Source organism: Streptomyces sp. AC555_RSS877, assembly GCF_019049245.1.
Lineage (GTDB): Bacteria > Actinomycetota > Actinomycetes > Streptomycetales > Streptomycetaceae > Streptomyces.
In genome coordinates, this window is sequence record NZ_JAGMUK010000053.1 from 71,263 (window position 1) to 93,863 (window position 22,601).

Sequence of the window (22,601 nt, forward strand, 5' to 3'; positions counted from 1 at the left end):
CTCACTTGATCGTCGTCAACCGCTGTACCAACGCGGCCAGCAGCACCGCCAGCAGCGGCAGCGAGAACCAGAAGGTGCTCTGCAGCCACTGCAGTTGCCGCACGCTCGGCCGCACCGCGACCCGGACGACCTCCCGCGCCGACAGCAGCACGATCAGCGCGAGCGCCGCGAGGGCCCCCACCACCGACCACGGCGTCCAGGTCACCTGCGGTCCGATGGGACCCGGATCCGCGGCCGGGACCTTGCCCTCGGGCTGCTTGCGCAGCGCGTACATCGTCACGTCCTCGTTGACGAAGACCTTCTTCAGTTCCTTCCGGTCGTCCAGGTTCTTGATCAGCCGCGGTTCCCAGCCGGCCGCGTAGCCCACGTCCAGCTGCAGGTAGACGACCTGACTGCGGTTGACCATCAGATACGAGTTCGGGCCCGCGTCCTTGAGCGCCTTGACCAGGCCGGACACCAGCACCGGGTCGGTCGGCGCCAGCGTGGGCAGGTACTCGACCTTCTCCATGTCCTTCGCGCCCCACGGCAGCGACGGCGTCACGACGTTCACCGGGTCGTTGCTCAGCCACAGCAGACGTGCCGTCGGGTCGTCGTGGGCGTACACGTACTCCATGGCGGCGATCTCGCCGGTCCGGGTCCGCTCGAAGGGCTCGTTGCCCCACCGGGCCACCAGGAAGCCGCCGATCAGCACCAGCCCCGCCATCAGCGCGGCCAGCGGGGCGAGGCTCACCCGGTCCTTGTCGCGTTCCTCGATCGTGACGCCGGTGCGCGGGAACAGCGCGAGCCCGGCGAGCAGGGCCGCGCCCGGCAGGGCGAACATGAAGACCCGCAGGGCCATTTCGCCGCCGTACGACTGCATGCCGAAGCCCAGGAACGGCACGAACGTGAGGACCAGCAGCGACCGCTCGCGGTACTTGTGCTCGCGCCTGCGCCACCAGCCGTAGCAGGCGAAGGCCATCACGCCGCCGGCGAGGAGCACGCGCGCGTACAGGACGAGTTTGTGGGTCGAACTGCCGCCCTCGATACGGCCGGACACGGACGAGGACACGTTGCCGCCGACCCCGCCGACCCCGCCGAACATCTCGTCGAAGTGCCCGGACCAGTACGGCTCGGCCATGAAGCCCACCCAGGCGGCCACCACGACGCCGAACAGCACGGGCAGCCCCCGCAGTTCGCTGCGGCCGACCAGGACGAGCACCGTCAGCACGCCCAGCATCACGAACGGGGTGAGCTGGTGGGCCGGGACGCTCGCCGCGAACAGGCCGATCACCACCGTCAGCAGCACGGCCCGCTGCCGCCGGTTCGTCGGCTCGACCTCGATCTCGCCGGGGCGCCGGCCGGTCCAGATCACGCCCGGTGCCCGGAACCAGACGAGCAGGATCGCCACGAAGACCAGATACAGGAGATAGGTGAAGCCCTGCGGGGAGAAGTAGTCCTGGCCGACCCAGCCGCTGAGCACGAAGATCCAGATGCCGGTCCACTTGGCCCGCCAGCTCGCCCGCATCGACCGCACGAGGAGGAACATCGGCGCCAGGTAGAGCAGTTGGACGGCGAGCGGCCACCAGCGGATGACCTCGGTGAAGTCGTCGACCCCGCAGGCCTTCAGCACGAACGCGGCCGCCGCGAAGAACCCCGGCCAGCTCCAGCGCGCGTCCAGGTCCGGCACCGCGGACCCGGTCCGGTCGATGTAGTCGAGGAAGCCGAGGTGCTGCCAGGCCGTCGCGAACCGGGGTTCGGCCTCGATCACGGCGGGCAGGGCGTGCAGCGAGACCACCGTCGCGAGCAGCGTGACCAGCAGCAGCGCCCGGTGTTCGCGGCCCAGCCACAGCAGCGAGGCGAAGACCAGGACCAGCAGCCCGGCGCCGACGAGCGTGGCCTTCGGCAGCACGGAGACCAGCCCGAGCCCGCCCATCCGGTCCAGGTCGGCCTCGCCCAGCCGCAGCGCGGGCACCCAGTACAGCAGCAGCGCGGCGGTCAGCAGGCAACCGAGGACCACACCGAGACGGGTGGGCAGCAGGGCCCTCGGCCCCGAGGCGGGCCGCACCTCGGGCTCCGGCACCTCTTCGTGTACGGGCCTCTCCCGTGCCTCTTCGCGTACGAGGGCCTCCTCTGCCTCTGCCTCTTCGTCTGCCTCGAACGGCGCGTCGACCTCCGCCTCGGCCGGACCCAACGACGCCTCCGACCCAGGCTCCCGGGCCTCGACCGGCAGCCCCAGCTCCGGCTTGCGCGCCCAGGCGGGCCGCTGGTCCTCGGGCACCGCGGGCGCGCCCGTGGGCGGGGTGCCGGGGCCCGGGCGCACATCGGGCCGGCGTTCCAGGTGGTCGAAGTCGACGTGGATGCCCAGGCCGAGGGTGTCCTGGTCCAGTGCCCAGCCCGGCCCGCGCTTGTGTGCCGAGGCGGGCGCCTCGCGCGCCCCCAGGTCGGCGAGGTCCCCGTCGGGCGCCGCGCCCTCGGGCAGCTCGGCGCCCGACGCACGGACGATCCTGTACAGCCTGGGTGCGGCGAGCGCGACGATCACCGCGAGGGCGGAGATCTCCGCGACGCCCGCGCCGGTCAGGCCCATGCGGGGCAGCAGCAGCAGCGTCAGACCGAGCACCAGGGCGCACAACAGGCCCTGCAGCCAGGCCAGTCCGGCGGTGCGGCTCTGCGCGCGCAGCACCGCGAAGTACGTCTCCATGACGACCCGCAGGAGCCCGCCGACCGCGAACCAGCGCAGCAGCGGGGTGGCGGCGTCCGCGTACCCCGCGCCGAAGACGCCGAGGATCCACGGCGCCCCGAAGAACAGCACCCCGGCCACCGGCAGCATGATCCGCGCCATCCGCTTCAGCGCGGCCCGGGCGTTGGAGGCCAGCCGCCGCGGGTCGTGCGAGCCCTCGACGGTCAGCGAGGCGCCCATGTTGATGGCGAGCAGGTTGACCGTGCCGCCGATGGTGGCGGTGATGTAGAAGTACGCGTTGTCCTCGGAGCTGACCTGCGAGGCGATGATCACGGGGATCAGGTAGACCACGGCGAGCGAGAACAGCGAGCCGGTGTAGTCACCGGCCAGGAACCGCCCGACCTCCCGCCACGTCGGCGGATGCGCGTGCTCCTCGGTCGCCCGCACCTGCCGGGGCACCAGACGCCGGAACACCAGCCAGCCCAGCGGCAGCACGGAGAAGGCGATCGCCGCGACCCACGACACGAACACACCGGTCATGGGGACGGCCACCGCGAACGCGACCAGCAGCCCCAGCTTCACCACGGAGAACACGGTGTTGCCGACCGGTACCCACAGTGCGCTGCGCAGCCCGGTCAGCACCCCGTCCTGGAGCGTGAGCAGGTTCCAGGCGACGACGGCCACGACGAAGCCGAGCCCGCTGACAGGCGCGTTCAGGAAGCCGTACGACGGCCCCCACACGTCCAGCGTCAGCAGGAAGGCACCCGCGGCCAGCGCCACGACCACCGAACTGCCGACGTACGTACGGAAGATCAGCCGCCCGGTGGCCCGGCCCGCGACCGGGATGAAGCGGGCCAGCGCCCCGGTCAGGGTCACCGCGGTCAGACCCGCGAGCAGCTTCATCGCGGCGATCGCGGCGGAGCCCTGGCCGACCGCCGCCTCCGAGTAGTAGCGGGCTGCGGCCAGCCAGAACCCGAGGCCGAGCACCGCGGAGATGCCGGTGTTGAGCATCAGGGCGTAGGCGTTGCGGAACAGCTGGCTGCCCCCTGGCGACCGGCCGAGCCCGGGCAGCCGGAGCCTGCGCCCCGACTGCTCGGGCGCCCCGGTCGCGGGCGAGGTGTCCTCGGTCGTGGTCGTGGTCGTGTCAGACACGGGAACGGATGGCCTTCCGGCGGACCTGGCGTGCTCTGCGGACCAGGGCGTACCCCTTGGTGAGGGCACGGTCCCCGGCGAAGTTCCGGGCGATCCCACGGCCCTTGACGAGCCGCTCGAACTCCTCGACACCCGTGCTGCGGCGCACGGTGACGCGTCGCAGGGCGTACGGTCCCTGGCGGCGCCGCGCGAGGCTGTTGCCGACGGCGAGCGCCTGGCCGTACCCCGTCTCCCGCACAGCCTGCCGCACCCGGCGGCTGGAGTAGCCGTACGGGTAGGCGAAGGAGGCCGGGGCGGTGCCGAGTTCGTCGGTGACGATCTCCCTGCAGTGGATCAGCTCGTGGCGCAGTGCGGCGTCGTCGAGCTGGTCCAGCTGCGGGTGGGTGTGGCTGTGCCCACCGATCTCGACGCCCGCCGCGGCCAGTTCGCTGACCTGGGCCCAGTCGAGCATGGTGTCGGGGCTGTCGCCGGTGTCGTGCGGACCGCGGATCCAGCCCGTGGAGACGAACACGGTGGCGGTGAAGCCGTGCTGGGCGAGGACGGGCAGGGCGTGCCGGTGCACGCCCTCGTAGCCGTCGTCGAAGGTGATCAGCACGGGCCGCGCGGGCAGCGGGCGGCCACCTCGCCAACAGGCGGCGAGATCGGCGGCGGTGACCGGGGTCAGGCCCAGGTCGCCGATCAGCGCCATCTGGGCGGCGAAGTCCCCGGGCGTGACCGACAGTTCGCGGGTCGCTTCGTTCGGATCGGTGCCGATCTCGTGGTACATGAGGATCGGCACGGGTGCCTCAGTCATGTCTGCCCCCCTCGCTGTCCGACAGCTGCGCCACCGAGAAGGTTGCCCCGCCCCGGCGTGCCCGGACACTTCCCACCACGTATCCGCCCGCCGCCGTGAGCACCCCGGCCACGATCGCGCCCGCCCGGCCCGCACCGCCCGGCCGGGCCAGCAGGGCGTCCCGCAGCCCGCGCGCCACCCCGGCCGGAAGGACCCGGGTGGCGTACCGGCGCTCCGACTCCAGCCCCTTGCCGGCGCCGACACTGCGCGCCACCAGGGCCTTGGACAGGCCCTCGGCGTACGCGCGGGTGCGGAAGTACCCGAAGTGCTCGCGTGCCTCGGGCACCCGGTGGTGGATCACCGCCCGGTCGTCGATCAGGAGGACCGCGTCCGGCCGGGCACGGGTGAGGCGGATGCACAGCTCCGTCTCCTCGCAGCCCAGCGGCCTTTTGTCGCCGTCGCGTCCGATGCCGGTGGCGAAGCCGCCCGCCGCGTCGAAGGCGCTGCGCCGGAAGGACGCGTTGCCGCCGAGCACGTTGCGCACCCGCACCAGGCCGGGCGGCAGCCCCTTGTAGGTGCAGCCCACCACCCAGTCGAACTCCGCGGGAAACCAGGCCGGCCGGCGGCCCGAGGCCCAGATGGGCTCCGTACGGCCACCGACGGCCATCACCCGCGGATCCGCGTACGCCTTGGCGAAGTGCGCGAGCCAGTCCCGCTCGGCGACGGCGTCGTCGTCCAGGAAGGCGACGACCTCACCGCGCGAGGCGGCGATGCCGGTGTTGCGGCCGGCGGACAGGCCGCGGGGGCCCGCGTTGGCGAGCACCCGCACCGCCGTGCCTTCCCCGGACTCCTTGTACTCCTTGGTGAGCCGGTCCAGGAGTGCCGCGTTGTGGTCGACGACCAGCAGGGTTTCCAGGGCAGGCCGGGACTGCGCACGCACCGAGGAGACCGCCGCGAGGATGTCCTCCCAGCGGTCCTCGGTGTAGGCGCAGATCACGACGGAGATGTCGGGACCGCTCAAGACACCTCTCCCCGGACCGAGTCGAGCATCGGGGAGGGGTGCCTGCGGCTGCGCAGCGCACGCCGGTTGGAGCTCTCCCGCAGGATCACCTTGAGCACCCTGATGCCGTCCCGCACGGCCCGCAGGTTGCTGGTGCCGTGGATGCGGAGGTACTCGTGGCTCGGTATCTCCTGCACCTTGAGCCCTGCCTTCACGACCCGGATGTTCATCAGGGTCTCGACCTCGAAACCGGTGCAGTCGAGGTCGATCTTGTCGAGGCAGTGCCGCCAGAAGGCGTTGTAGCCGTAGCAGAGATCCGTGTAGCGGGCGCCGAACTTGCGGTTGACGGTGGTGCACAGCGCCCAGTTGCCGAGCTTGCGGATGAAGGTCATGTCGTCGGTGCCGCCGCCGTTGGCGAAGCGGGACCCCTTGGCGAAGTCCGCGCCCGAGACGAGGGCGGAGACGTACGACACGATCTCGTTGCCGTCGGCCGAGCCGTCCGCGTCGACCATCACGATGATGTCGCCGGTGCAGGCGTTGAACCCGGTGATCAGGGCGTCGCCCTTGCCCTTGCCGCGCTGCTCGACGACCTTGACGTCAGGCCACAGTTCGCGGGCCACTTCGACGGTGTTGTCGGTGGAGTTGCCGTCCACCAGGACCACTTCGTGGATCCAGTCCGGAAGGGTCTTGAAGACGTAGGGGAGATTCTCCGCCTCGTTCATGGCGGGAATCACCACGCTCACCGGCGGCGCGATGGCCAGGTGAGAGGAGATCGGTCGGTAATGGCTGGTCGCGAAGGCGTCCTGGCCCGATGTGGCCGGCCGCAGATCGAAGCTCATGAGTCTGGTCCCTCTCGTCCGGTGGACCGCCCGCCCCTGGGCAGCCCGGCTGTGTGTCCGGTTCGAAAGGGGGGTTTCTCACGCACGGCACCACGGAATGGAACTCCGCACCCACCGGGTGAGCTGGCAAAGCTGGCCGGCCTCCGACAACGGCTGCCGACCGCGCGGCACGACTCGGTCACCAGTACGGTCACCGAGCACGGCACCCCCCTACCGCGCCCCGCGCCGGGCCATCGCGGTCCTTGAGCCCTCCCCTAGAGCCGCGCAATGATGGACCGATGCGGGTGAGATGTACGACGGTATTGACGATTGAACCCGTATGGCAAGACCTATAACGAGGCCTCACGTTTTTGTTGGTTTGACCGTTACCGACGGGACGAGCGGATCTTTCCCGCCCGCTTGAGCAGTTTGTCGGCCGGCTCGAACAACTCCGGCCGCGACACCACCGCGTTGCGCAGCGCCCGCACCGGGGCGCGGCGGACGCGATGTCCGACCGCCACCGGGTGACGCCTGGTCACCCACCCCTCCGACACCTGCAGCTCACGTGTCTTCAGGGAGTCCTTGTATTCCTTCTGACCCCGGCCTAGGTCCAGGTAGGCGATGCCGTCCGCGGCGGCCGCCTCGGCCATCCGCAGGTGCAGCACCAGGCCGGGAGAGTACTTCGAGAACGCCGGGTCGTACGCCGGGAACCAGCACGCGAGCACCCGCTCGGTGCGCAGTCCGAAGTGCGCGGCGACCGGCTTGCCGCCCGCGTAGAGCACGGACAGGATCCCCGCGAACGACTCGGAACGCGTGTGGAACAGGTGCTGCACGAGCCGGGTGATCCAATCGTGCGCGAAGCGGTCGCTGCGCCCCGTCCTGCGGTACTGCGCGGACTTCCAGTCCATCAGGGTGCGCAGGGCCGCCGGGTCGCGTTCGTCGTGCACGTACGTCACCTCGCCCGCGTCCCGGCCCAGCTTGCGCTCCTTGGCCAGCGTCGTGCGCGTGAACTTCGGTGACTGTGCGCGGAGTTGGGCCAGATAGGCCTCGTAGCCCTGGTCCACGTCCATCACCGGCGACGGGAAGGTGCCGGTGGCCCCGGCCTCGAAGGCCCGCTGGCCCTCCACCAGGTGGTCGAACTCCCACAGGGCGAGCCCGCAGGCCCGCAGCAGCTCCCGGGCGTCCCAGGTGAACCCAGGCCGGTGCACCACGCCCTGGGCGTCGGAGATGCCGAGCCCGATGGCCCGGCCGATGCCGGTGGCGGTCCGCTGGTACGGGAGGAACGCGGCGACCTCGCCGTCCTCCCGCACCACCGCGATCCGTACCCCGCGCCGGTAGCGGCCCACCGCGAGCGCGAACTCGGGGGACAGGAACGGGTTCGCCAGCTCCGGGGAGCCGAGCAGGTGGGCCTTGGACTGCATCGCCGTCCACGCCGTCCGGTCGGCCTCGCTCAGCTCGCCGGGACGGTACACGCTGATGTCCACGTCAGATGCCCTGCCTTGTCGTCGTACGGCCAGGCGGTCGTCGTACCAGAACCAGCAGGAGGAGAACACAGCTGATCGCGGTCACGGCGACGATCCCGCCGCGCACCGACCAGCTGTGCAGGGCCAGCATGCTCTGGGCCACCAGCATGTTGACGACGACCGAACCCGCGAGCGCGGCGATGGTCCGGCCGATCGGTTCGAGGCCGCGCAGTGCGGCGCCGATGACCGCGGCGGGCGCCGTGAGCAGGAAGAACAGGGTGAGCGGGCCGCGCAGGGGTGAGTCGGAGCCGGCGAGTGCCAAGGCCGCGCCGAATCCCCCGACGGCAGTGGCGGCGCCCGCGAGCAGCGGTGCCAGGTCCCTCCCCGGTCCTGGCGACGCTCCCTCGGTGCCGTCCGTCGACGCTGTTGAAGATGTTGTGCCACGTATGGACTGCATTGGCGACTTTGCCCCCCGAAGCGCCGGATGCCGGGCTTCAATGTCGCTCAGTCGCGCGGGAGCCGTCAAGACGGCGAAGCCGGACAACAGCGGTTCCCCGCACCCGGTACCGGGTGCGGGGAACCGCTTCCTGGTTGCTTACGGCACGATCTTCAGCAGGCGGTTGGGGGAACCGGTGCCCGCGCTGGTGACCTTGCCGGTGGTCGAGCCGTTGACGAGAGCCGTGGCGACCTGGGCCGGGGTGGCCGAGGTGTGGCCCGCCAGGTAGACCGCGGCGGCGCCCGCGACGTGCGGGGTCGCCATCGACGTGCCGGAGATGGTGTTCGTCGCGGTGTCGCTGGTGTACCAGCCCGCGGTGATGGAGGAGCCGGGGGCGAAGATGTCCAGGACCGAACCGTAGTTTGAGTAACTGGCCCTGGCGTCGGTGCTGGTGGTGGCGCCGACCGTGATCGCCGAGGCGACGCGGGCCGGGGAGTACGAGGAGGCGTTGGCGCTGCTGTTGCCGGCCGCGACGGCGTAGGTCACGCCGCTCGCGATGGAGTTGGCGACCGCCGTGTCCAGGGTGGTGGAGGCGCCGCCGCCGAGCGACATGTTGGCGACCGAGGGGCCCGAGTGGTTGTTGGTCACCCAGTTGATGCCCGCGATCACACCGGCGGTGGTGCCGGAGCCGGCGTTGTCGAGCACGCGGACCGCCACGATCTTCGCCTTCTTGGCGATGCCGTAGGTGGAGCCCGCGATGGTGGTGGCCACATGGGTGCCGTGGCCGTTGCCGTCGGAGGCGACGGTGTCGCCGTCGATGGCGTCGTAGCCGTACGAGGCACGGCCGCTGATCTGGGAGTGGGTGATCCGCACGCCGGTGTCGATGACGTACGCCGTCACACCGGTGCCCGCGGTGTCCGGGTACGTGTAGGTGCCGGACAGCGGGAGCGAGGTCTGGTCGCTGCGGTCCAGGCCCCAGGGCGCGCTGGACTGGGTGGTGTCGGTGAGCTGGACGCGCTGGTTCTGCTCGACGACGGCCACCGACGGGTCTGCGGCGAGTCTCTTGGCCTCGGCGGCGGAGAGGGTGGCGGTGTAGCCGTTCAGCGCGGCGCCGAACGTCTTCTTCACCGAGCCGCCGTACTCCTTGATCAGGCTCTTGCCCTCGCTCGAGGAGGCCTTGAAGCCGGCGTCCTTCTTGAGGGTGACGATGTAACTGTCCTTGATCGCGGTGGGGGAGCCGGCGGCCAGGACCTTGCCTTCGGCCGGGGCGGCCTGGGCGGGGAGGGCGGTGAGCCCGCCCACGAGGGCGGCGGTCGCCAGGCTGGTTATCGCGGCGAGCCGGACCTTCTTGCTACGCAGTTGTGCCATTACGAGGGAGTCCTCCTCATAGGCGACGCGTGCCCGGGTGGGGCGCGCGTCTGTGGGGGGTGCGCGCGTCGTCGCACGCACGGCCGTGGAGCGTCGCGTTCCGTCCCGCGGCTGAGTAAAGAGTCAGTGGTCTACGGGTGTAGATCAAGGGGCTTGAGGGCCTGTCACACGTTTGTCATGGACGCGTAATCAAACGGGTCGTCAGTTGGCCCGGAAAGTCTTGGCATGAACACTTCCCGTCAACACGCGTAGTTGCTACGACGGTTGTGGCAGAGATCCTGCTAAGGGAGGTTCCATGAGACGTTCCCGATTTGCCGCATACGTCGGCTCGCTCCTCCTGGCCGTCGCCACCGCCCTCACCGGGGCCACGACCGCACACGCAGCCCAACTCGCCGCACCAGGCGGGTATGTAGCGCTCGGCGACTCCTACTCCTCCGGAGTGGGAGCGGGCAGCTACCTGTCCGCGAGCGGCAACTGCAAGCGCAGCACCAAGGCCTATCCGTACCTCTGGGCCGCCGCCCATTCACCCTCGTCGTTCGACTTCACCGCCTGCTCGGGCGCCCGAACGGGTGATGTTCTGGCAAATCAACTCACCCCGCTCAGCGCCGCCACCGCCCTCGTCTCGATCAGCGTCGGAGGCAACGACGCAGGCTTCGCCGACGTCATGACGACCTGTGTGCTCCAGTCCGACAGTTCCTGCCTGTCCCGGATCAACACCGCGAAGGCGTACGTCGACTCGACGCTGCCCGGCAAGCTCGACAGCGTCTACTCGGCGATCCGCTCCAAGGCACCGGCCGCCCGCGTGGTCGTGCTCGGCTACCCCCGCTTCTACAAGCTCAACACCACCTGCCTCGGCCTCTCCGAGACCAAGCGGAAGGCGATCAACGACGCGGCCGACTACCTCGACACCGCCATCGCCAAGCGTGCCGCGAACTTCGGGTACGCCTTCGGTGACGTCCGCACCACCTTCACCGGCCACGAGATCTGCTCCGGCAGCTCCTGGCTGCGCAGCCTCAACCTGCTGAACATCGGCGAGTCGTACCACCCCACGGCGGCCGGCCAGTCCGGCGGCTACCTGCCGGTGTTCAACGGCCTGGCCTGACCCCTCAGGGGGACGGCGACGTGGAAGCGGAGGCCCCGTCCGACGGGGTCTCCGTCACACAGGTCACCGAGAACGGCACCGAGTTGGACGTCGTCTCCACCGGAGAGCGGACCTCGACACCGATCTCGTTCTCAAGGCTGCCGTTCTCGTCGTTCGTCGTCACGAACGCCGTGTCCTGACGGGTCAGCCCGCCGCCCTCCGGGAAGGAGAGGGTCTTCCACTCCTGGTCCATGATCTCGCCGTCCTTGGACACCCAGCGGTACGTCACCTCCGACGGCAGACTGCCCACCGTGAGCGTCGCCGTGAAGGCGGGCGCCTCGCTCTGCGGCGGCGGGCAGGTGCCGGTGTACTCCGTGTGCGAACCGGCCACCGTGACCTTCACCGACGGGGGCGGAGCGGCGGTCGTGGGGCTGCCGCTCGGGCTCGGACTCGGGGAGCGGGTCGGCTCGGCCGTGTCACTCCGGTCGGGATCGCTCACCGACGGCGAACTCAGACTGGACGGTTCCTTCGAGGGCCCCCCGGCCTCCTTGCCGTCGTCATTGTCGAGCAGGGCGTACATGAGTCCGGCGACCGCCAGCGCGAGCGCGGCGATGCCCGCGATCAGGACGACGGCGGCACGGCGGTTGCGGTGCGGCCGCTCCGCCGTGGTGGCCGTGCCCCCGGACTGCGTCCAGGCGGGCGGGACCGGTGCCGTCGGCGGCGACTGGTCGCGGCTCGGCGGGTGGGCCGGCCGGTACGGCTGCTGGTGCGCGACGGTCGTCGGCGCGTAGGGGGCTGCCGGTACGGCGTCCGCGCCGAGCGTGCCTCCCAAGGAGGGGGTACCCCCAGCGCCGATCACCCGCAGATCCTGCTCGGCCCGGTCGGCGGGCAGCCGTTCCCCCGGCTCCTTGCGCAGCAGCCCCTCGATCACGGGGGCGAGGGGACCCGCCCGGTGCGGCGGCGGCAGCTCCTCGTCGACGATCGCGCGCAGCGTGCTGAGCGGCGTGTTCTGGCGGAACGGTGAACTGCCCTCGACCGCCGCGTACAGCAGTACGCCGAGCGACCACAGGTCGGACTCCGGGCCGGGCGTGCGGCCCAGCGCCCGCTCCGGTGCCAGGAACTCGGGCGAGCCGATGACCTCGCCGGTCATCGTCAGCGCGGAACTGCCCTCGACCATGGCGATGCCGAAGTCGGTGAGCACCACGCGTCCGTCGTTCGACAGCAGGACGTTGGCCGGCTTCACGTCCCGGTGCAGCACCCCGGCCTCGTGCGCGGCCCGCAGCGCGGCCAGCACGTCCGCGCCGATGTGCGCGGCACGCTGCGGGCTGAGCGGCCCCTCGGCCTCCAGGAGCTCGGCCAGGGAGATGCCGCGGACCAGCTCCATCACGATCCACGGGCGGTGGTCCTGGGTGGCCACGTCGTAGACCGTCACCACGTTGGGGCTGGAGATCCGGGCCGCCGCCCACGCCTCCCGCTCCAGCCGCGCGTACATCCGCTCGATGTCGGTGCCGGGCAGTCCGGAGGGCGCGCGTACCTCCTTGACGGCGACCTCGCGGTTGAGCAACTCGTCACGGGCCCGCCACACCGTTCCCATGCCGCCCTCGCCGAGCGGGGCAAGGAGACGGTAGCGGCCCGCGATCAGACGTTCACTGCCCGGTTCTTCGGACACGGGCGCCCCCTCTTCGCATCCGCGAGATATCTCCACAAAAGTAGCTCAGCCGAGTGTGGATGCCGCCCCCTTGAGCACCAGTCCGACCCCTAGGGCCACGACGACGAGCGCCGACCCCACCGGTGCGGTCCGGCGGACCAGGGCCGTCAGCGGGCTGTTCGTCCAACGCGGGCGTTTGTCCAGCACCCGGGTCACTCCGGTACCCAGCTTGACGACGGCGAAGCCGGCCGCGGTGAGGGTGAGGGCGAGCCCGACGCCGTACGCCACGACGAGCAGCAGACCGAACCAGGCCTGCCCGAGCGCCGCCGCGCCGACGAGTACGACGACGGCGGAGGGGCTGGGCACGAGGCCGCCGGCGAAGCCGAGGAGGATCGTGCCGCGGAGGGTGGGGGCGGTGGCGTGGGTGTGGGTGAAACCGCCGTGGGTGTGCTCGACGGTGTGGGGGTGGCTGTGGGGGTGGTCGCTTTCGGGGCTGTGATCGTGGTCGTGGTCGTGACTGTGCTCGTGTTCGGGGTGGGGATGGGCATGGGGATGCGGGTGTTCGTGTGGGTGGCCGGTGGGGGTGGCCTGGCCGTGAGCGCCGACCAGGACCGGCGTGCGCTCGTGGGCGTGCTCGCCGTCGTGCGGGTGCGGGTGCGGGTGCGGGTGCGGGTGGGGGTGTCCGTGGTCGTGGTCGTGGGAGTGCGGGTGGTCGTGCGGGTGCGGGTGCCCATGGGCCTGCTGTCGGTTTCGCCAGGCTCGTCGTACGAGGGTCGCGCCGGCCGCGGTCACCAGGGCGCCGCTCGCGATGCCCAGCCATGCGATCACCGAGGGCGCCGCCGCCGAACCGGCCGTGACCAGGAGGCCGAGGGCGACCACGCCGAGGGTGTGGGTGACCGTCACCGAGGCGGCGAGGGGCAGGACGTCCTTCATCCGGGCTTTGCCGCCCCGGGCGGCGGCCACGGCGGCCATCAGGGTCTTGCCGTGGCCCGGTGCCAGGGCGTGCATGGCGCCGAGGGCGACGGCGATGAGGAGGGCGAGGGCCGCGAAACCGACGGTGAGGTCGTTGCGGGCGACCAGGGAGTCCAGGGCCCGGGTCCAGCGGTCGGCGCCGCGCGGCAGGACGGAGGCGGCGGGCGCGTCCTCCTGCCCCTCGACGAGGGCCGGGCCGCCGGGCCGTACGCGCAGGGCGGCGGTCGCGGTGTCGGCGGGGGAGGAGAGCAACTCCTCGGGGTACTCGGTCAGTTCACCGGACAGCGACTTCGTCGGTACGTCCGACTCCGTGAGCGTCGTGCGGTCGCCGCGCGCGGTGATCTCCCGCCAGCCGGGGCCGGAGTCCGTGGCCGCGCTGCGGAAGCCGAGGGTGACGGTGTCGTCCTCGGGCAGCGGTGCCGTGAGGCGGCACTCCAGGCGGAGGGTGTCCAGGCCGGCCTGACCGGGGCGCAGGCGCGCGTCGCTGTTCTTCGCGGTGAGGGCCACCGCACGGCCGTCGACGGTGACCCGGCTCGCGTCGGCGGCCTGCACACACCGCTGCCGGGCCCACTCGGTCATACCCAGCCGCTCGATGTCCGGCCCGGCCTGGGTCGCCGGGATCTCGGCGAGGTCCTCGACGTGGTCGACGCGCAGTTCGCCGGGCGTGGTGACGAGGCCGTCGTAGTGGTTGACGGTGAAGTTGCCGAGGGGATGGGCGCCGGCCGTACCCGAGGGGACGAGCACGAGCGCGCACGCTGCCGTGAGCACGGCCGCGGCGGAGGCGAGGGCGCGTCGGCACCGGCGGGGCTGGGGCTTCACTTGGCCGCCTCCAGGGTCTTACGGGCCTCACGGGCGCCCAGGGGTGAGAAGCCGGGGCTGAGGTCCAGGGCCGCCTTCAGCTGGGTGCGGGCCTGCTGCTCGTTGCCCACGGCGTGTTCGATCACACCGCGGTGGTAGAGGAAGGCGGCGTTGCGGTAGCCGGGGGCCGTGGCCCGGCGGGCGTACGGCAGGGCCTCCTCGTCGCGGCCGTTGACGTGCAGGGCCCAGGCGAGGGCGTCCGCGGTGTGCACGGTGTGGCGGCGGGCCCATTCGGCGCGGGCCGCGCGCAGGGCCTCGGCCTTGTCGCCGTGGTCGGCGGCGGCGAGCGCGGTGTCGAGGTCGGCGTTGACACCGCCCGCGCGGGCGAGTGCCGTCCAGGCGTCCACGAGGGCGTACTGGTCGCCGGCCTTCGCCCGGTCGCCCTCGGCGTCGCGGGCCTCGTACAGCTCGCCGAGTTCGACGAGCGGGCCGGGCAACGGGTAGCGGGCGACGACGGCCTCCATGCCCCTGATCGCGGCGGCCCGGTCGCCGCTCGCGGCCTGAGCGCGGGCGCGGCCCTCCAGGGCGGGCAGGTAGGCGTCGTCGGCGGCGAGGGCGCGGGCGTAGTGGGTCAGGGCCGTCGCGTACTCGCCCTGGTTCCAGGCGAGTTGGCCGAGCGCGGTGGCCACGTACGCCACGTCCCCGGGGGCGGTGGCCGACGCGAGCGCCTGCTCCAGCACCCGCCGCGCGGTGGCCACGTCGCCGCGCAGCTCGTGCACGTACGCGTACCGCGTGAAGACCGGAATGCCCGGCCGGCGTTCGTCCGCGAGGTCGGCGGCCTTCGCCGCGTCGTCGTAACGGCCGAGTTCGACGAGTGCGTCGATCCGGGAGGACAGGGCGCGCTCGCTGTAGGGGTTCTGCTTCAGCGCCTGGTCCGCGTAATTCAGCGCGTCCTCGAAGTCGTGCCGGGCCGCGGCGAGGGCGGCGCGGCCGGCGAGAGCCTGGACGTTGTCCGGCTCCAGGCCGAGGGAGCGCCGCAGAGCCCGCTCGGCCTGCGGGTAGCGGGAGGGGTCCCCCTTCGTCCTGGCCTGCTCGACATAGGCGATACCGAGGGTGGCCCAGCCGCCGAAGTCCCTTGGCTGGGACCGCAGATGAGCCTGCAGAGCGGTGATACTCGCGTCGAGATCACCGCCGGTGAGCAGTTCGGGCGACACGGCGGCGGGTGCGGAGGCGACCGTCGCCGTCCCGCCGTCCCGCACGGCACCGACCGCCACGGAACCGGCGGTGAACGCGACGGCCAACAGCACCGCACAGCCGGCGAGCTGAGCGCCCCGCCAGCGCCGCCCGGCAGCCCCCACCCGCCGCACGGCGGCAACGCGCTGGTCGGCCACGGCGATCTCGTCCCCCCGGGCGGGACGGGCCGCCTCCGGCACACCTCGGGCGCCAGGCCGAGGGCCCGCTGACACGGCCTCCGCCTCCGGCCGGGTCGCGCCCCGCGCCCGGACTGCCTCGGCGTCGGCCCCGGCCTTCGCGGGTGTCTCCGGCGTGGACCGGGCTTCCGGCGTGTCGCGGGTTGCGGCCCGAGGCTCGACCTTCGACGCGGCGGCCTGCGGCGCAGCCTGGTCGGCAAACCGGGAATCGGCCGACGAGCCTTCCGCCTCCGGCCGGGTCGCGCCCTGAGCCTGGGCTGCCTCCGCGTCGGCCCCGGTCCTCGGCGGGGCTGTACTCGAGTCCGCCCCGGGCTTCGGCAGGGCCGACTCGGGGCCGGCCGCAGCTTGCGGCGGGGCGGTCCTGGGGGTGCCTTTCGCGTCCGGCTCCGCTGTCTCGGAGGTGTCCCTCGTCTCCGGCTCGGCCTGCTCCGGGGCGAGGGCGGTTGGCGCGGCCACGGAACCCGGGCCGGCCCCCGCCCCCGGCATGGTGGCTGCACTCGCTCCGTCCACCGGCACCGCCACCGGCACAGCAGTCGCCCCCGCACCGTCTTCGCGTTCCGGCCCCGCGCCCGTACCCGCGCCGCCCGTGCGTCCCGGCTCCGTATCCGCACCCGACCCGCGCCCGCGCTCCGGCAGTGCCGTCGGCTCTGCGCCCTGGTCGTTCTCCGGTGCGCTGTCGTTCGTACGCCGGGCCATGCCCTCTCCTCGGTCGGCTCGCTGTGCAGGGAAGTCGCGGCGCGGCCCGCGCCGTGGGGGAAGGTTGGGTGCGGGCCGCGCCAGTCGGTGAAGAGTACGGATCAGTACGCCCGATTCCTCATCCGGCGCCACCACACGAGGGCCGAGCCGACCAGGAGGATGCCGGCCGCGCCGGCGCCCGCGGAGGCGGCGATCAGGGTGGTGTCGTCGGATCCACCCGCACCGGCCGGCTGGAGGGCGTCGCCGATCTGGCTGCGGACGTCGTTGCCGTCGGTCGTGCCCTTGGCGAGCGGGCCGCGTGAACCCTCGGTCGGGAGGGCGACGTACGGGAAGGCCTTCTCGAAGTCCTTGTCGTTCTTGTCGACGGCGTCGCCCAGGTCGTTCTTCGCGCCGAGCAGTTCACCCTCGACGACCTGCAGCGAGGCGTCGATCACGTCGTCGGTGAGGCGGCGTCCGTTCGGGAAGCCGGCGTTGTCGCCGTCGAGGACACCGAGGCGCTTGGGGTCGGAGACCGGCTTGATCGAGGTGTTCAGGCGCAGTTCCTCCGCCGGGACCACGTGCGGCGGCTGGTTGAGGCCCTTCACGCCCTTGAGGAAGACGTCGACGAGGTCGTTGCGCGGCTCGTCGGGCGCGTCGATCTTGTAGATCGCCTCGATGAGCTTCGGCAGCTCCGGGTTGGTCACGTTCTTGAGGAACTGGGCGTCGTCCCGGGGCGCGGACGCGTTGAACTTGTCCTTGTCCTTGATGGGGTTGACGACCTCGTTGACCAGCGGCATGCCGAGCCGCGAGACCTGGGAGTAGTAGCCCTGGGCGTTCTTGCGCTGGGTCGTCGACCAGATCCCGACGATCGGCTGCTCGGCCGACTCGGTGATCATGTGGGTCGGCACCTGGAGGGCGATGGAGTTGACGTTGTAGCCCTTGAGCGTGTCGTTGCCGACCTCGGTGAGGTTCCCGCCGTACAGCAGGTCGAAGACGCGCAGGTCCAGGAAGAACGGGTCGTCGGCCTGGCCGGCGAACGTCGTCGAGCCGCCGGGCAGTTCGTGCACCGCCTGGTCGCGCAGCTTGGCGTAGTCCGGCATGGACGCCTTGCCGACGTTCGACGGTGCCACCGGCACGTCGTCGGCGACCTTCGTCTTCGACACCAGCCGCTCGTGCTTCAGCTTGATCAGTTCGATGTCGTACGTCTGCGTGACGTTGAGGTCCGGGTCGTCCAGACTCTCGACCGGCCCGGTGTTGTAGAGGAACGTCTTCTCGTTCTTGACGTGCGTCTTGAAGGTGAAGCGGTACAGCAGCTCGCCCTGCGCGTCACCGTTGTTGTCGATGTGGAGGTCGTACTGCGCGTCTTCGGCGAACGGGAAGAAGTTCGGACCGCCGGCGGGCTCCTCGAAGGGGGTCCAGTTCGCCACGATCGTCGTGGTGTCCGGCTTGTCCGGGCTGACGAACGCGTACACATCCGTGTTGTCGTACTGGGGCTGCCCCGAGATCAGGGGGGCCTCCCGGTGGCTGGAGGCGGCGGCCGCCCCCGGTTCCAGCGCGGTCACACCGGCGGCTGCGAGCCCGCCGGCGGCCAGCGCACCACATACGAGAGTCGCGAGGTGCTTGTGTCCCGCACCGCTCCTGGAGATTGGTGTCATGCCGTCCGTCCTCAGTCCAACTTGCCTGACGCCGGGGATTCGGAGCGGGGGCGGGGCCGGATTGGTCGAATCTGAAAAGACTTTTTCTGGCTGCTGGACCCGCGTTTTCGGCCCGCTGATCCGTACCCCATCCGGAGGTGTGTTCGTTGCGAATACCGCGTGGGACGGGGCGGGCAGGGTGCGGTGTGCGGAGGGGGGGAGCCGGGGTGGAGGCTGACGAGCTTCTGGTCCTCGTGGCGGGCGGTGACCAGAGGGCGTTCGAGGAGCTGTACGGGCTGGTGTCCGGGCCCGTGTTCGGGCTCGTGAGGCGGGTCGTACGGGATCCGGCGCAGTCGGAGGAGGTGTCGCAGGAGGTGCTGCTGGAACTCTGGCGGTCCGCGGGGCGGTTCGACCCGGGGCGGGGCAGCGCCCTGTCCTGGGTGCTCACCCTCGCCCACCGCCGGGCCGTCGACCGGGTGCGCAGCGCCCGCGCGGCCGGCGAGCGCGAGCAGCGGGAGGCCCGGCGGGCCCATCACCCCGCCTTCGACCACGTCACCGAGGAGGTCGAGGCCGGCCTCGAACGCGAGTGGGTGCGCCGCTGCCTGGACCGGCTCACGGTCCTGCAGCGCCAGTCGGTCACCCTCGCTTATTACGAGGGCTATACGTACCGTGAAGTGGCCGAGCAGCTCTCCTTGCCGCTCGGCACGGTGAAGACGCGGATGCGTGACGGACTGACCCGTCTGCGCGAGTGCCTGGGAGGTGTGGCGTGAGCCTTCTGCGCCGAGAGGACCTGCACTCCCTGGCCGCTCCCTACGCCCTGGACGCCCTCGACCCCGACGAGCGCCGCCGTTTCGAGAAGCACCTGAAGAAGTGCGACGGCTGCACCGCCGAGGTGCGCGCCCTGGCCGAGGACGCCGTCCGGCTCGCCTGGTCGACGGCCGCACCGCCGCCGCCCGCGATGCGCGAGCGGGTCCTGGCCGCCGTGCGCGCGACCGCGCAGGAGACCACCCGGCAGGAGACGGCACGCGCGCGTACGCCCCAGCTGCCGCCGCACGTGTGGGGCGTACAGCCGCCGCCGCGCGTACGTGAGCGGCGGCGGATCCCCCTGTTCGTGCCCTTCGCGACGGTCACCGCCGCCGCCGCCCTCGTGGTCGCGTCCCTGTTCGCCGTCCAGGCGGGACAGACGGAGGAACAGCTGAACGCCGAGCGGGCCCAGGCGCGTGAGATCGCCCACGTTCTCGCGGCTCCCGACGCGCGGGCGACGACGGGTCAGGACACCGTGGGCCGCAGGATCGGAGTGATCGCCTCCGCAACCGAGGGCAGCGCGGTCGTCACCCTGAGCGGATACGGCGACCTGCCGAGCGACCGCGTGCGCCAACTGTGGCTCATGCGCCCCGACGCGCAACCGCGCTCCCTCGGGCTCTTCGACGACGACACGCCCTTGGTGGTGTCCGGTCTCGACACCTCCGCCACGTCACTCGCTGTGACCGTCGAGCCCGACGGTGGCTCACCGCAGCCCACTACTCAGCCGGTTGTCCAACTCGCCCTGAAATCAGTTGGATTCGGAGAGTGATCAGAAAGGAGTCGTCAACCTGCTTACGGGGAAGGTGAATCCTGTGACCGCGATACACGAGTGCCCCGAGGGGGCGATAGGGTTACCCTGCCCGGGCCGGGTGGACTCGTACGGGTGGGGAGTGACATGGAACAGATAACAGTGCGCAGCAGGGCACGTGTCCCTGCGATCACCTGCGGGAGCAGCGCGACCAGTTCGCGCCTCGACCGCCATCTCTCGGTACTGGGCGGTCCTGCCGTCCCGCAGCGGGAGACCGTCGAGGCGACCTCGCTGATGCGTGAGCTGACCGCGCGTGACACCCCGCAGGAGCGCAGCCCCAGGGGTGCGCGAGTGAGCCGGGTTCTGCTCTTCGCGCCACTGCGCCGACTGCGCCGTTCGCTGTTCGGCGGGCGCTGAGTCCGTGCTCAGACGTCTCTGATCCGCGCTCAGGCGGCCGCAGCTCCGGCCGGTGCTGCGATCCCGTCGTCCGTCATCCCCACGGCATGCAGCGGCGCCCAGGTGTGTCCGCCGAGCGCGGATACGTTTCCTTCCCCTCCCTCCCGTCGCCTTCGCGCCCACCCCGCGGGCCCGTGAGTTCAGCGCTCGCCGTGCGCGTACCGGTGCACGGCGAGCGGCATGAACGCCGCCAGGAGGACCGCGCACCAGGCCAGCGACCCGGCGACGGGATGAGCCACCGGCCAGGCCGCCCCCTCCGGGACGGGGGCGTTGCCGAAGAGGTCCCGCAGGGCCGTCGTCACCGCGCTGATCGGATTCCACTCGGCGACCGTCCGCAGCCACCCCGGCAGGCCCTCGGCAGGGATGTACGCGTTGGACAGCAGCGGCAGCAGGAAGGTCGCGCCGCCCAGCTGGCCCGCGGCCTCCTCGTTCCGGGTCAGCAGGCCCAGGAAGATGCCGATCCAGGTGGTGGCGAACCGGAACAGCAGCAGCAGACCGAAGGCCCCCACCGCCTCCAGAGCGCTCCCCTCAACGCGCCAGCCCACCGCGAGGCCGACCAGCAGCAGCGGAACCGTACCGGCCGCCGTCACGACCAGATCCGCGACCGCCTGACCGAGCGGTACGGCCGCCCGGCTCATCGGCAGGGTACGGAAGCGGTCCATCACACCCCGGTGGGTGTCCCCCGCCGCCTGGAACATCCCCGTCATGATCCCGTTCGCGGCCGTCGCCACCAGCAGGCCCGGGAGCAGGAACGCGCGGTACTCCTCGCCCGGCATCGCGAGCGCGCTGCCGAAGACGTAGCCGAAGAACAGCAGCATGCTGATCGGCATGGTCTGGGTCAGGATCAGCAGCCCCGGGTTGTTCCGCATCCGCCGCAGCTGGCGGCCCAGCATCGCGGTCCCGTCGTAGGCCAGTGTGGTCATGCCGCACGCTCCTTGTGGTCGTCGGTGAGCCGGAGGAACACGTCGTCGAGGGTCGGCGGACGCAGGCTCGCGTCCAGCAACGGCACACCCGCCGCGTCCAGTTCGCGCACGAGACGGGGGAGCGTGAGCGTCGAGTCGCGGCTGACCGCGCCGACCGCGTTCCGCTCGTGGTCGAACGACGGCTGCGCGCCGGTGAGTCGATCCAGCACGGCCGCCGCCTCGGCCAGCACGTCCGCGTTCGCGACGACGACCTCGACCTGGGTCCCGATGAGCGACTTGAGCTGGGCAGGCGAGCCCGTGTGCGCGACCCGCCCCTGGTCCACCAGGGCGATGCCGTCGGCGAGTTGGTCGGCCTCCTCCAGATACTGCGTGGTCAGCAGCACGGTCGTGCCGTGGGCCGTGAGGTCGCGCACGGCGGCCCAGATCAGGTTCCGGCTGGCCGGGTCGAGCCCGGTGGTCGGCTCGTCCAGGAACAGCACCTCGGGGCGGCGGATCAGGCTCGCCGCCAGGTCGAGGCGGCGCCGCATTCCGCCCGAGTAGGTGGACGCGGGCCGGTCGGCGGCCCCGGCCAGTCCGAAGCGGTCCAGGAGCTCGCTGGTCCGCTCGGCCGGCCCCCGCACTCGGTGCAGCCGGGCGAACAGGCGCAGGTTCTCGCGCCCGGTCAGGTCCCCGTCGACCGACGCGTACTGCCCGGTGACGCCGATCCTGCGCCGTACCGCCGCCGCCTCACGCACGAGGTCGTGCCCGGCGATCCGCGCGGAGCCCGCGTCGGGGCGCAGCAGCGTGGTGAGCAGTCGCACGGCCGTGGTCTTGCCGGCCCCGTTCGGGCCGAGGATTCCGCAGACCGTGCCGGTCGCCACCGCGAGATCCAGGCCGCGCAGGGCGTGGACGGCACCGAACCGCTTCTCCAGACCTTCACTAAGTACAGCGTACGTAGAAGTCATGTCCCGACCATAGCGCACTACGTACGCTGTACGTAACTAGGATGGAGGTCGAGGTGATGATCGATGGCGGGCCGAGCGGCCGTACCCGAAGTGATCTGGGCCCGTCCCGAGCGGACGGGCCGGGGGCCGAAACCGGCGTTCACGCGTGCGGACGTCGCGGCTGCGGCCGTGCGGATCGCTGACGCGCAGGGGCTGGACGGCGTCTCCATGCGGCACGTCGCGGCCGAACTGGGCTGCGGAACGATGTCGCTCTACAACTACGTGCCGCGCAAGGAGGACCTGTACGAGCTGATGCTCGACGCCATCGGCGCCGAGCACGAGATGAGCGAGCCGTCCGGCGACTGGCGCGCCGACATGCTGCGCAACGCCCATGAGACCCGCGCCATCATGCGCCGCCACGCGTGGGTGCCGCGCCTGATGTCGGGGGTCTACGGCTTCAGCCCCAACACCCTGCGCTATCTGGAGCACTGCCTGGCCTGCCTCGAACCGCTCGAGCAGCCGTACAGCATCAAGATGGAGCTGGTCGCGCTGCTCAACGGCGTCGTGACGACGTACACCGCGAACGAGCTCGCCACCGCCGAGCGCACCCGCTCCATGCCCTGGTCCGAGGAGGAGGAGAACGCGGTCCGTATCGCCTACCTCGGAAGCCAGGTGGCCACCGGTGCCTATCCGCGGCTGGCGGCGGCCTTCATGGAGGACGCCGGGCCGATCGACCTGGAGGCGGTGTTCGACCGCGCGCTCCAGCGGGTCCTGGACGCCTTCGAGCCCAGGGGTCAAGGGAGCTAGGGGGCGAGAGGCTGCGGTCAGGGGTCAGAGGCCAGGG

Annotated in this window: 18 protein-coding genes; 5 read left to right on the forward strand and 13 right to left on the reverse strand. The window is 71.7% G+C overall.

The window, feature by feature from the left end; translation table 11 throughout:
• Position 1 precedes the first annotated feature (1 nt).
• The 7 genes from KUM49_RS23155 to KUM49_RS23185 all read right to left on the reverse strand — a co-directional run bounded on the left by KUM49_RS23155 (position 2) and on the right by KUM49_RS23185 (position 9,665).
• On the reverse strand, positions 2-3,808 hold the full coding sequence (locus tag KUM49_RS23155) for a lipopolysaccharide biosynthesis protein (protein ID WP_217238830.1): 3,807 nt from the start codon (positions 3,806-3,808) through the stop codon (positions 2-4).
• A complete protein-coding gene (locus KUM49_RS23160) occupies positions 3,801-4,601 on the reverse strand; it encodes a polysaccharide deacetylase family protein (protein WP_217238831.1) in 801 nt (266 codons plus the stop codon). The genes KUM49_RS23155 and KUM49_RS23160 overlap by 8 nt, the downstream gene beginning before the upstream one ends.
• Positions 4,594-5,601 (reverse strand): glycosyltransferase family 2 protein, encoded by a 1,008-nt coding sequence (locus KUM49_RS23165; RefSeq protein WP_217238832.1) that lies wholly within the window; start codon positions 5,599-5,601, stop codon positions 4,594-4,596. Before KUM49_RS23165 ends, KUM49_RS23160 begins: the two co-directional genes overlap by 8 nt.
• The gene (locus tag KUM49_RS23170; protein ID WP_217238833.1) at positions 5,598-6,419 is read right to left on the reverse strand and encodes a glycosyltransferase family 2 protein; all 822 of its coding nucleotides are present in this window, start codon (positions 6,417-6,419) and stop codon (positions 5,598-5,600) included. The genes KUM49_RS23165 and KUM49_RS23170 overlap by 4 nt, the downstream gene beginning before the upstream one ends.
• Positions 6,420-6,784: 365 nt before the next feature.
• Positions 6,785-7,882 carry a GNAT family N-acetyltransferase gene (locus tag KUM49_RS23175; RefSeq protein ID WP_217238834.1) on the reverse strand — a complete coding sequence of 366 codons (1,098 nt, stop codon included), beginning with the start codon at positions 7,880-7,882 and terminating at the stop codon, positions 6,785-6,787.
• Between the two features lies 1 nt (position 7,883).
• Entirely contained in the window at positions 7,884-8,183 is a 300-nt protein-coding gene (locus tag KUM49_RS23180; protein WP_254401659.1) for a hypothetical protein, read from the reverse strand.
• 273 nt (positions 8,184-8,456) lie between these two features.
• A complete protein-coding gene (locus tag KUM49_RS23185) occupies positions 8,457-9,665 on the reverse strand; it encodes a S8 family peptidase (RefSeq protein ID WP_217238835.1) in 1,209 nt (402 codons plus the stop codon).
• Between the two features lie 295 nt (positions 9,666-9,960).
• Here KUM49_RS23185 and KUM49_RS23190 point away from each other — a divergent pair, with 295 nt between their 5' ends.
• Positions 9,961-10,767 (forward strand): SGNH/GDSL hydrolase family protein, encoded by an 807-nt coding sequence (locus KUM49_RS23190; RefSeq protein ID WP_217238836.1) that lies wholly within the window; start codon positions 9,961-9,963, stop codon positions 10,765-10,767.
• Between the two features lie 4 nt (positions 10,768-10,771).
• Here KUM49_RS23190 and KUM49_RS23195 read toward each other — a convergent pair whose 3' ends face one another.
• From KUM49_RS23195 to KUM49_RS23210, 4 genes are all read right to left on the reverse strand, one after another.
• Positions 10,772-12,415, reverse strand: coding sequence for a serine/threonine-protein kinase (locus tag KUM49_RS23195; RefSeq protein WP_217238837.1), 1,644 nt, complete (start codon positions 12,413-12,415; stop codon positions 10,772-10,774).
• 45 nt (positions 12,416-12,460) lie between these two features.
• Entirely contained in the window at positions 12,461-14,185 is a 1,725-nt protein-coding gene (locus tag KUM49_RS23200; protein ID WP_217238838.1) for a sulfite exporter TauE/SafE family protein, read from the reverse strand.
• Positions 14,182-15,597: a tetratricopeptide repeat protein gene (locus KUM49_RS23205; RefSeq protein ID WP_308406706.1), complete on the reverse strand. Its 1,416-nt coding sequence runs from the start codon at positions 15,595-15,597 to the stop codon at positions 14,182-14,184. The genes KUM49_RS23200 and KUM49_RS23205 overlap by 4 nt, the downstream gene beginning before the upstream one ends.
• Positions 15,598-16,391: 794 nt before the next feature.
• Positions 16,392-17,924, reverse strand: a complete 1,533-nt coding sequence (locus KUM49_RS23210) for a DUF4331 domain-containing protein (protein WP_217238839.1) — start codon at positions 17,922-17,924, stop codon at positions 16,392-16,394.
• Between the two features lie 206 nt (positions 17,925-18,130).
• Here KUM49_RS23210 and KUM49_RS23215 point away from each other — a divergent pair, with 206 nt between their 5' ends.
• The 3 genes from KUM49_RS23215 to KUM49_RS23225 all read left to right on the forward strand — a co-directional run bounded on the left by KUM49_RS23215 (position 18,131) and on the right by KUM49_RS23225 (position 19,872).
• Positions 18,131-18,673 (forward strand): sigma-70 family RNA polymerase sigma factor, encoded by a 543-nt coding sequence (locus tag KUM49_RS23215; protein WP_217238840.1) that lies wholly within the window; start codon positions 18,131-18,133, stop codon positions 18,671-18,673.
• Positions 18,670-19,476: an anti-sigma factor domain-containing protein gene (locus KUM49_RS23220; protein ID WP_217238841.1), complete on the forward strand. Its 807-nt coding sequence runs from the start codon at positions 18,670-18,672 to the stop codon at positions 19,474-19,476. The genes KUM49_RS23215 and KUM49_RS23220 overlap by 4 nt, the downstream gene beginning before the upstream one ends.
• Positions 19,477-19,602: 126 nt before the next feature.
• A complete protein-coding gene (locus KUM49_RS23225; protein WP_217238842.1) occupies positions 19,603-19,872 on the forward strand; it encodes a hypothetical protein in 270 nt (89 codons plus the stop codon).
• A gap of 179 nt (positions 19,873-20,051) precedes the next feature.
• Here the strand turns inward: KUM49_RS23225 and KUM49_RS23230 are convergent, their stop codons facing one another.
• Positions 20,052-20,834: an ABC transporter permease gene (locus tag KUM49_RS23230; protein ID WP_217238843.1), complete on the reverse strand. Its 783-nt coding sequence runs from the start codon at positions 20,832-20,834 to the stop codon at positions 20,052-20,054.
• The gene (locus KUM49_RS23235; protein ID WP_217238844.1) at positions 20,831-21,778 is read right to left on the reverse strand and encodes an ATP-binding cassette domain-containing protein; all 948 of its coding nucleotides are present in this window, start codon (positions 21,776-21,778) and stop codon (positions 20,831-20,833) included. Before KUM49_RS23235 ends, KUM49_RS23230 begins: the two co-directional genes overlap by 4 nt.
• Positions 21,779-21,841: 63 nt before the next feature.
• On the opposite strand from KUM49_RS23235, the gene KUM49_RS23240 reads away from it, so the two are divergent.
• Entirely contained in the window at positions 21,842-22,564 is a 723-nt protein-coding gene (locus KUM49_RS23240; protein ID WP_217238845.1) for a TetR/AcrR family transcriptional regulator, read from the forward strand.
• The last annotated feature ends 37 nt before the right edge of the window (positions 22,565-22,601 follow it).

Coding starts and splice junctions, on each gene's coding strand:
- KUM49_RS23235 (WP_217238844.1), bottom strand. CDS start 21,778: ATGACTTCTACGTACGCTGTACTTAGTGAAGGTCTGGAGAAGCGGTTC.
- KUM49_RS23185 (WP_217238835.1), bottom strand. CDS start 9,665: ATGGCACAACTGCGTAGCAAGAAGGTCCGGCTCGCCGCGATAACCAGC.
- KUM49_RS23210 (WP_217238839.1), bottom strand. CDS start 17,924: ATGACACCAATCTCCAGGAGCGGTGCGGGACACAAGCACCTCGCGACT.
- KUM49_RS23230 (WP_217238843.1), bottom strand. CDS start 20,834: ATGACCACACTGGCCTACGACGGGACCGCGATGCTGGGCCGCCAGCTG.
- KUM49_RS23240 (WP_217238845.1), top strand. CDS start 21,842: ATGGCGGGCCGAGCGGCCGTACCCGAAGTGATCTGGGCCCGTCCCGAG.
- KUM49_RS23160 (WP_217238831.1), bottom strand. CDS start 4,601: ATGACTGAGGCACCCGTGCCGATCCTCATGTACCACGAGATCGGCACC.
- KUM49_RS23225 (WP_217238842.1), top strand. CDS start 19,603: ATGGAACAGATAACAGTGCGCAGCAGGGCACGTGTCCCTGCGATCACC.
- KUM49_RS23170 (WP_217238833.1), bottom strand. CDS start 6,419: ATGAGCTTCGATCTGCGGCCGGCCACATCGGGCCAGGACGCCTTCGCG.
- KUM49_RS23190 (WP_217238836.1), top strand. CDS start 9,961: ATGAGACGTTCCCGATTTGCCGCATACGTCGGCTCGCTCCTCCTGGCC.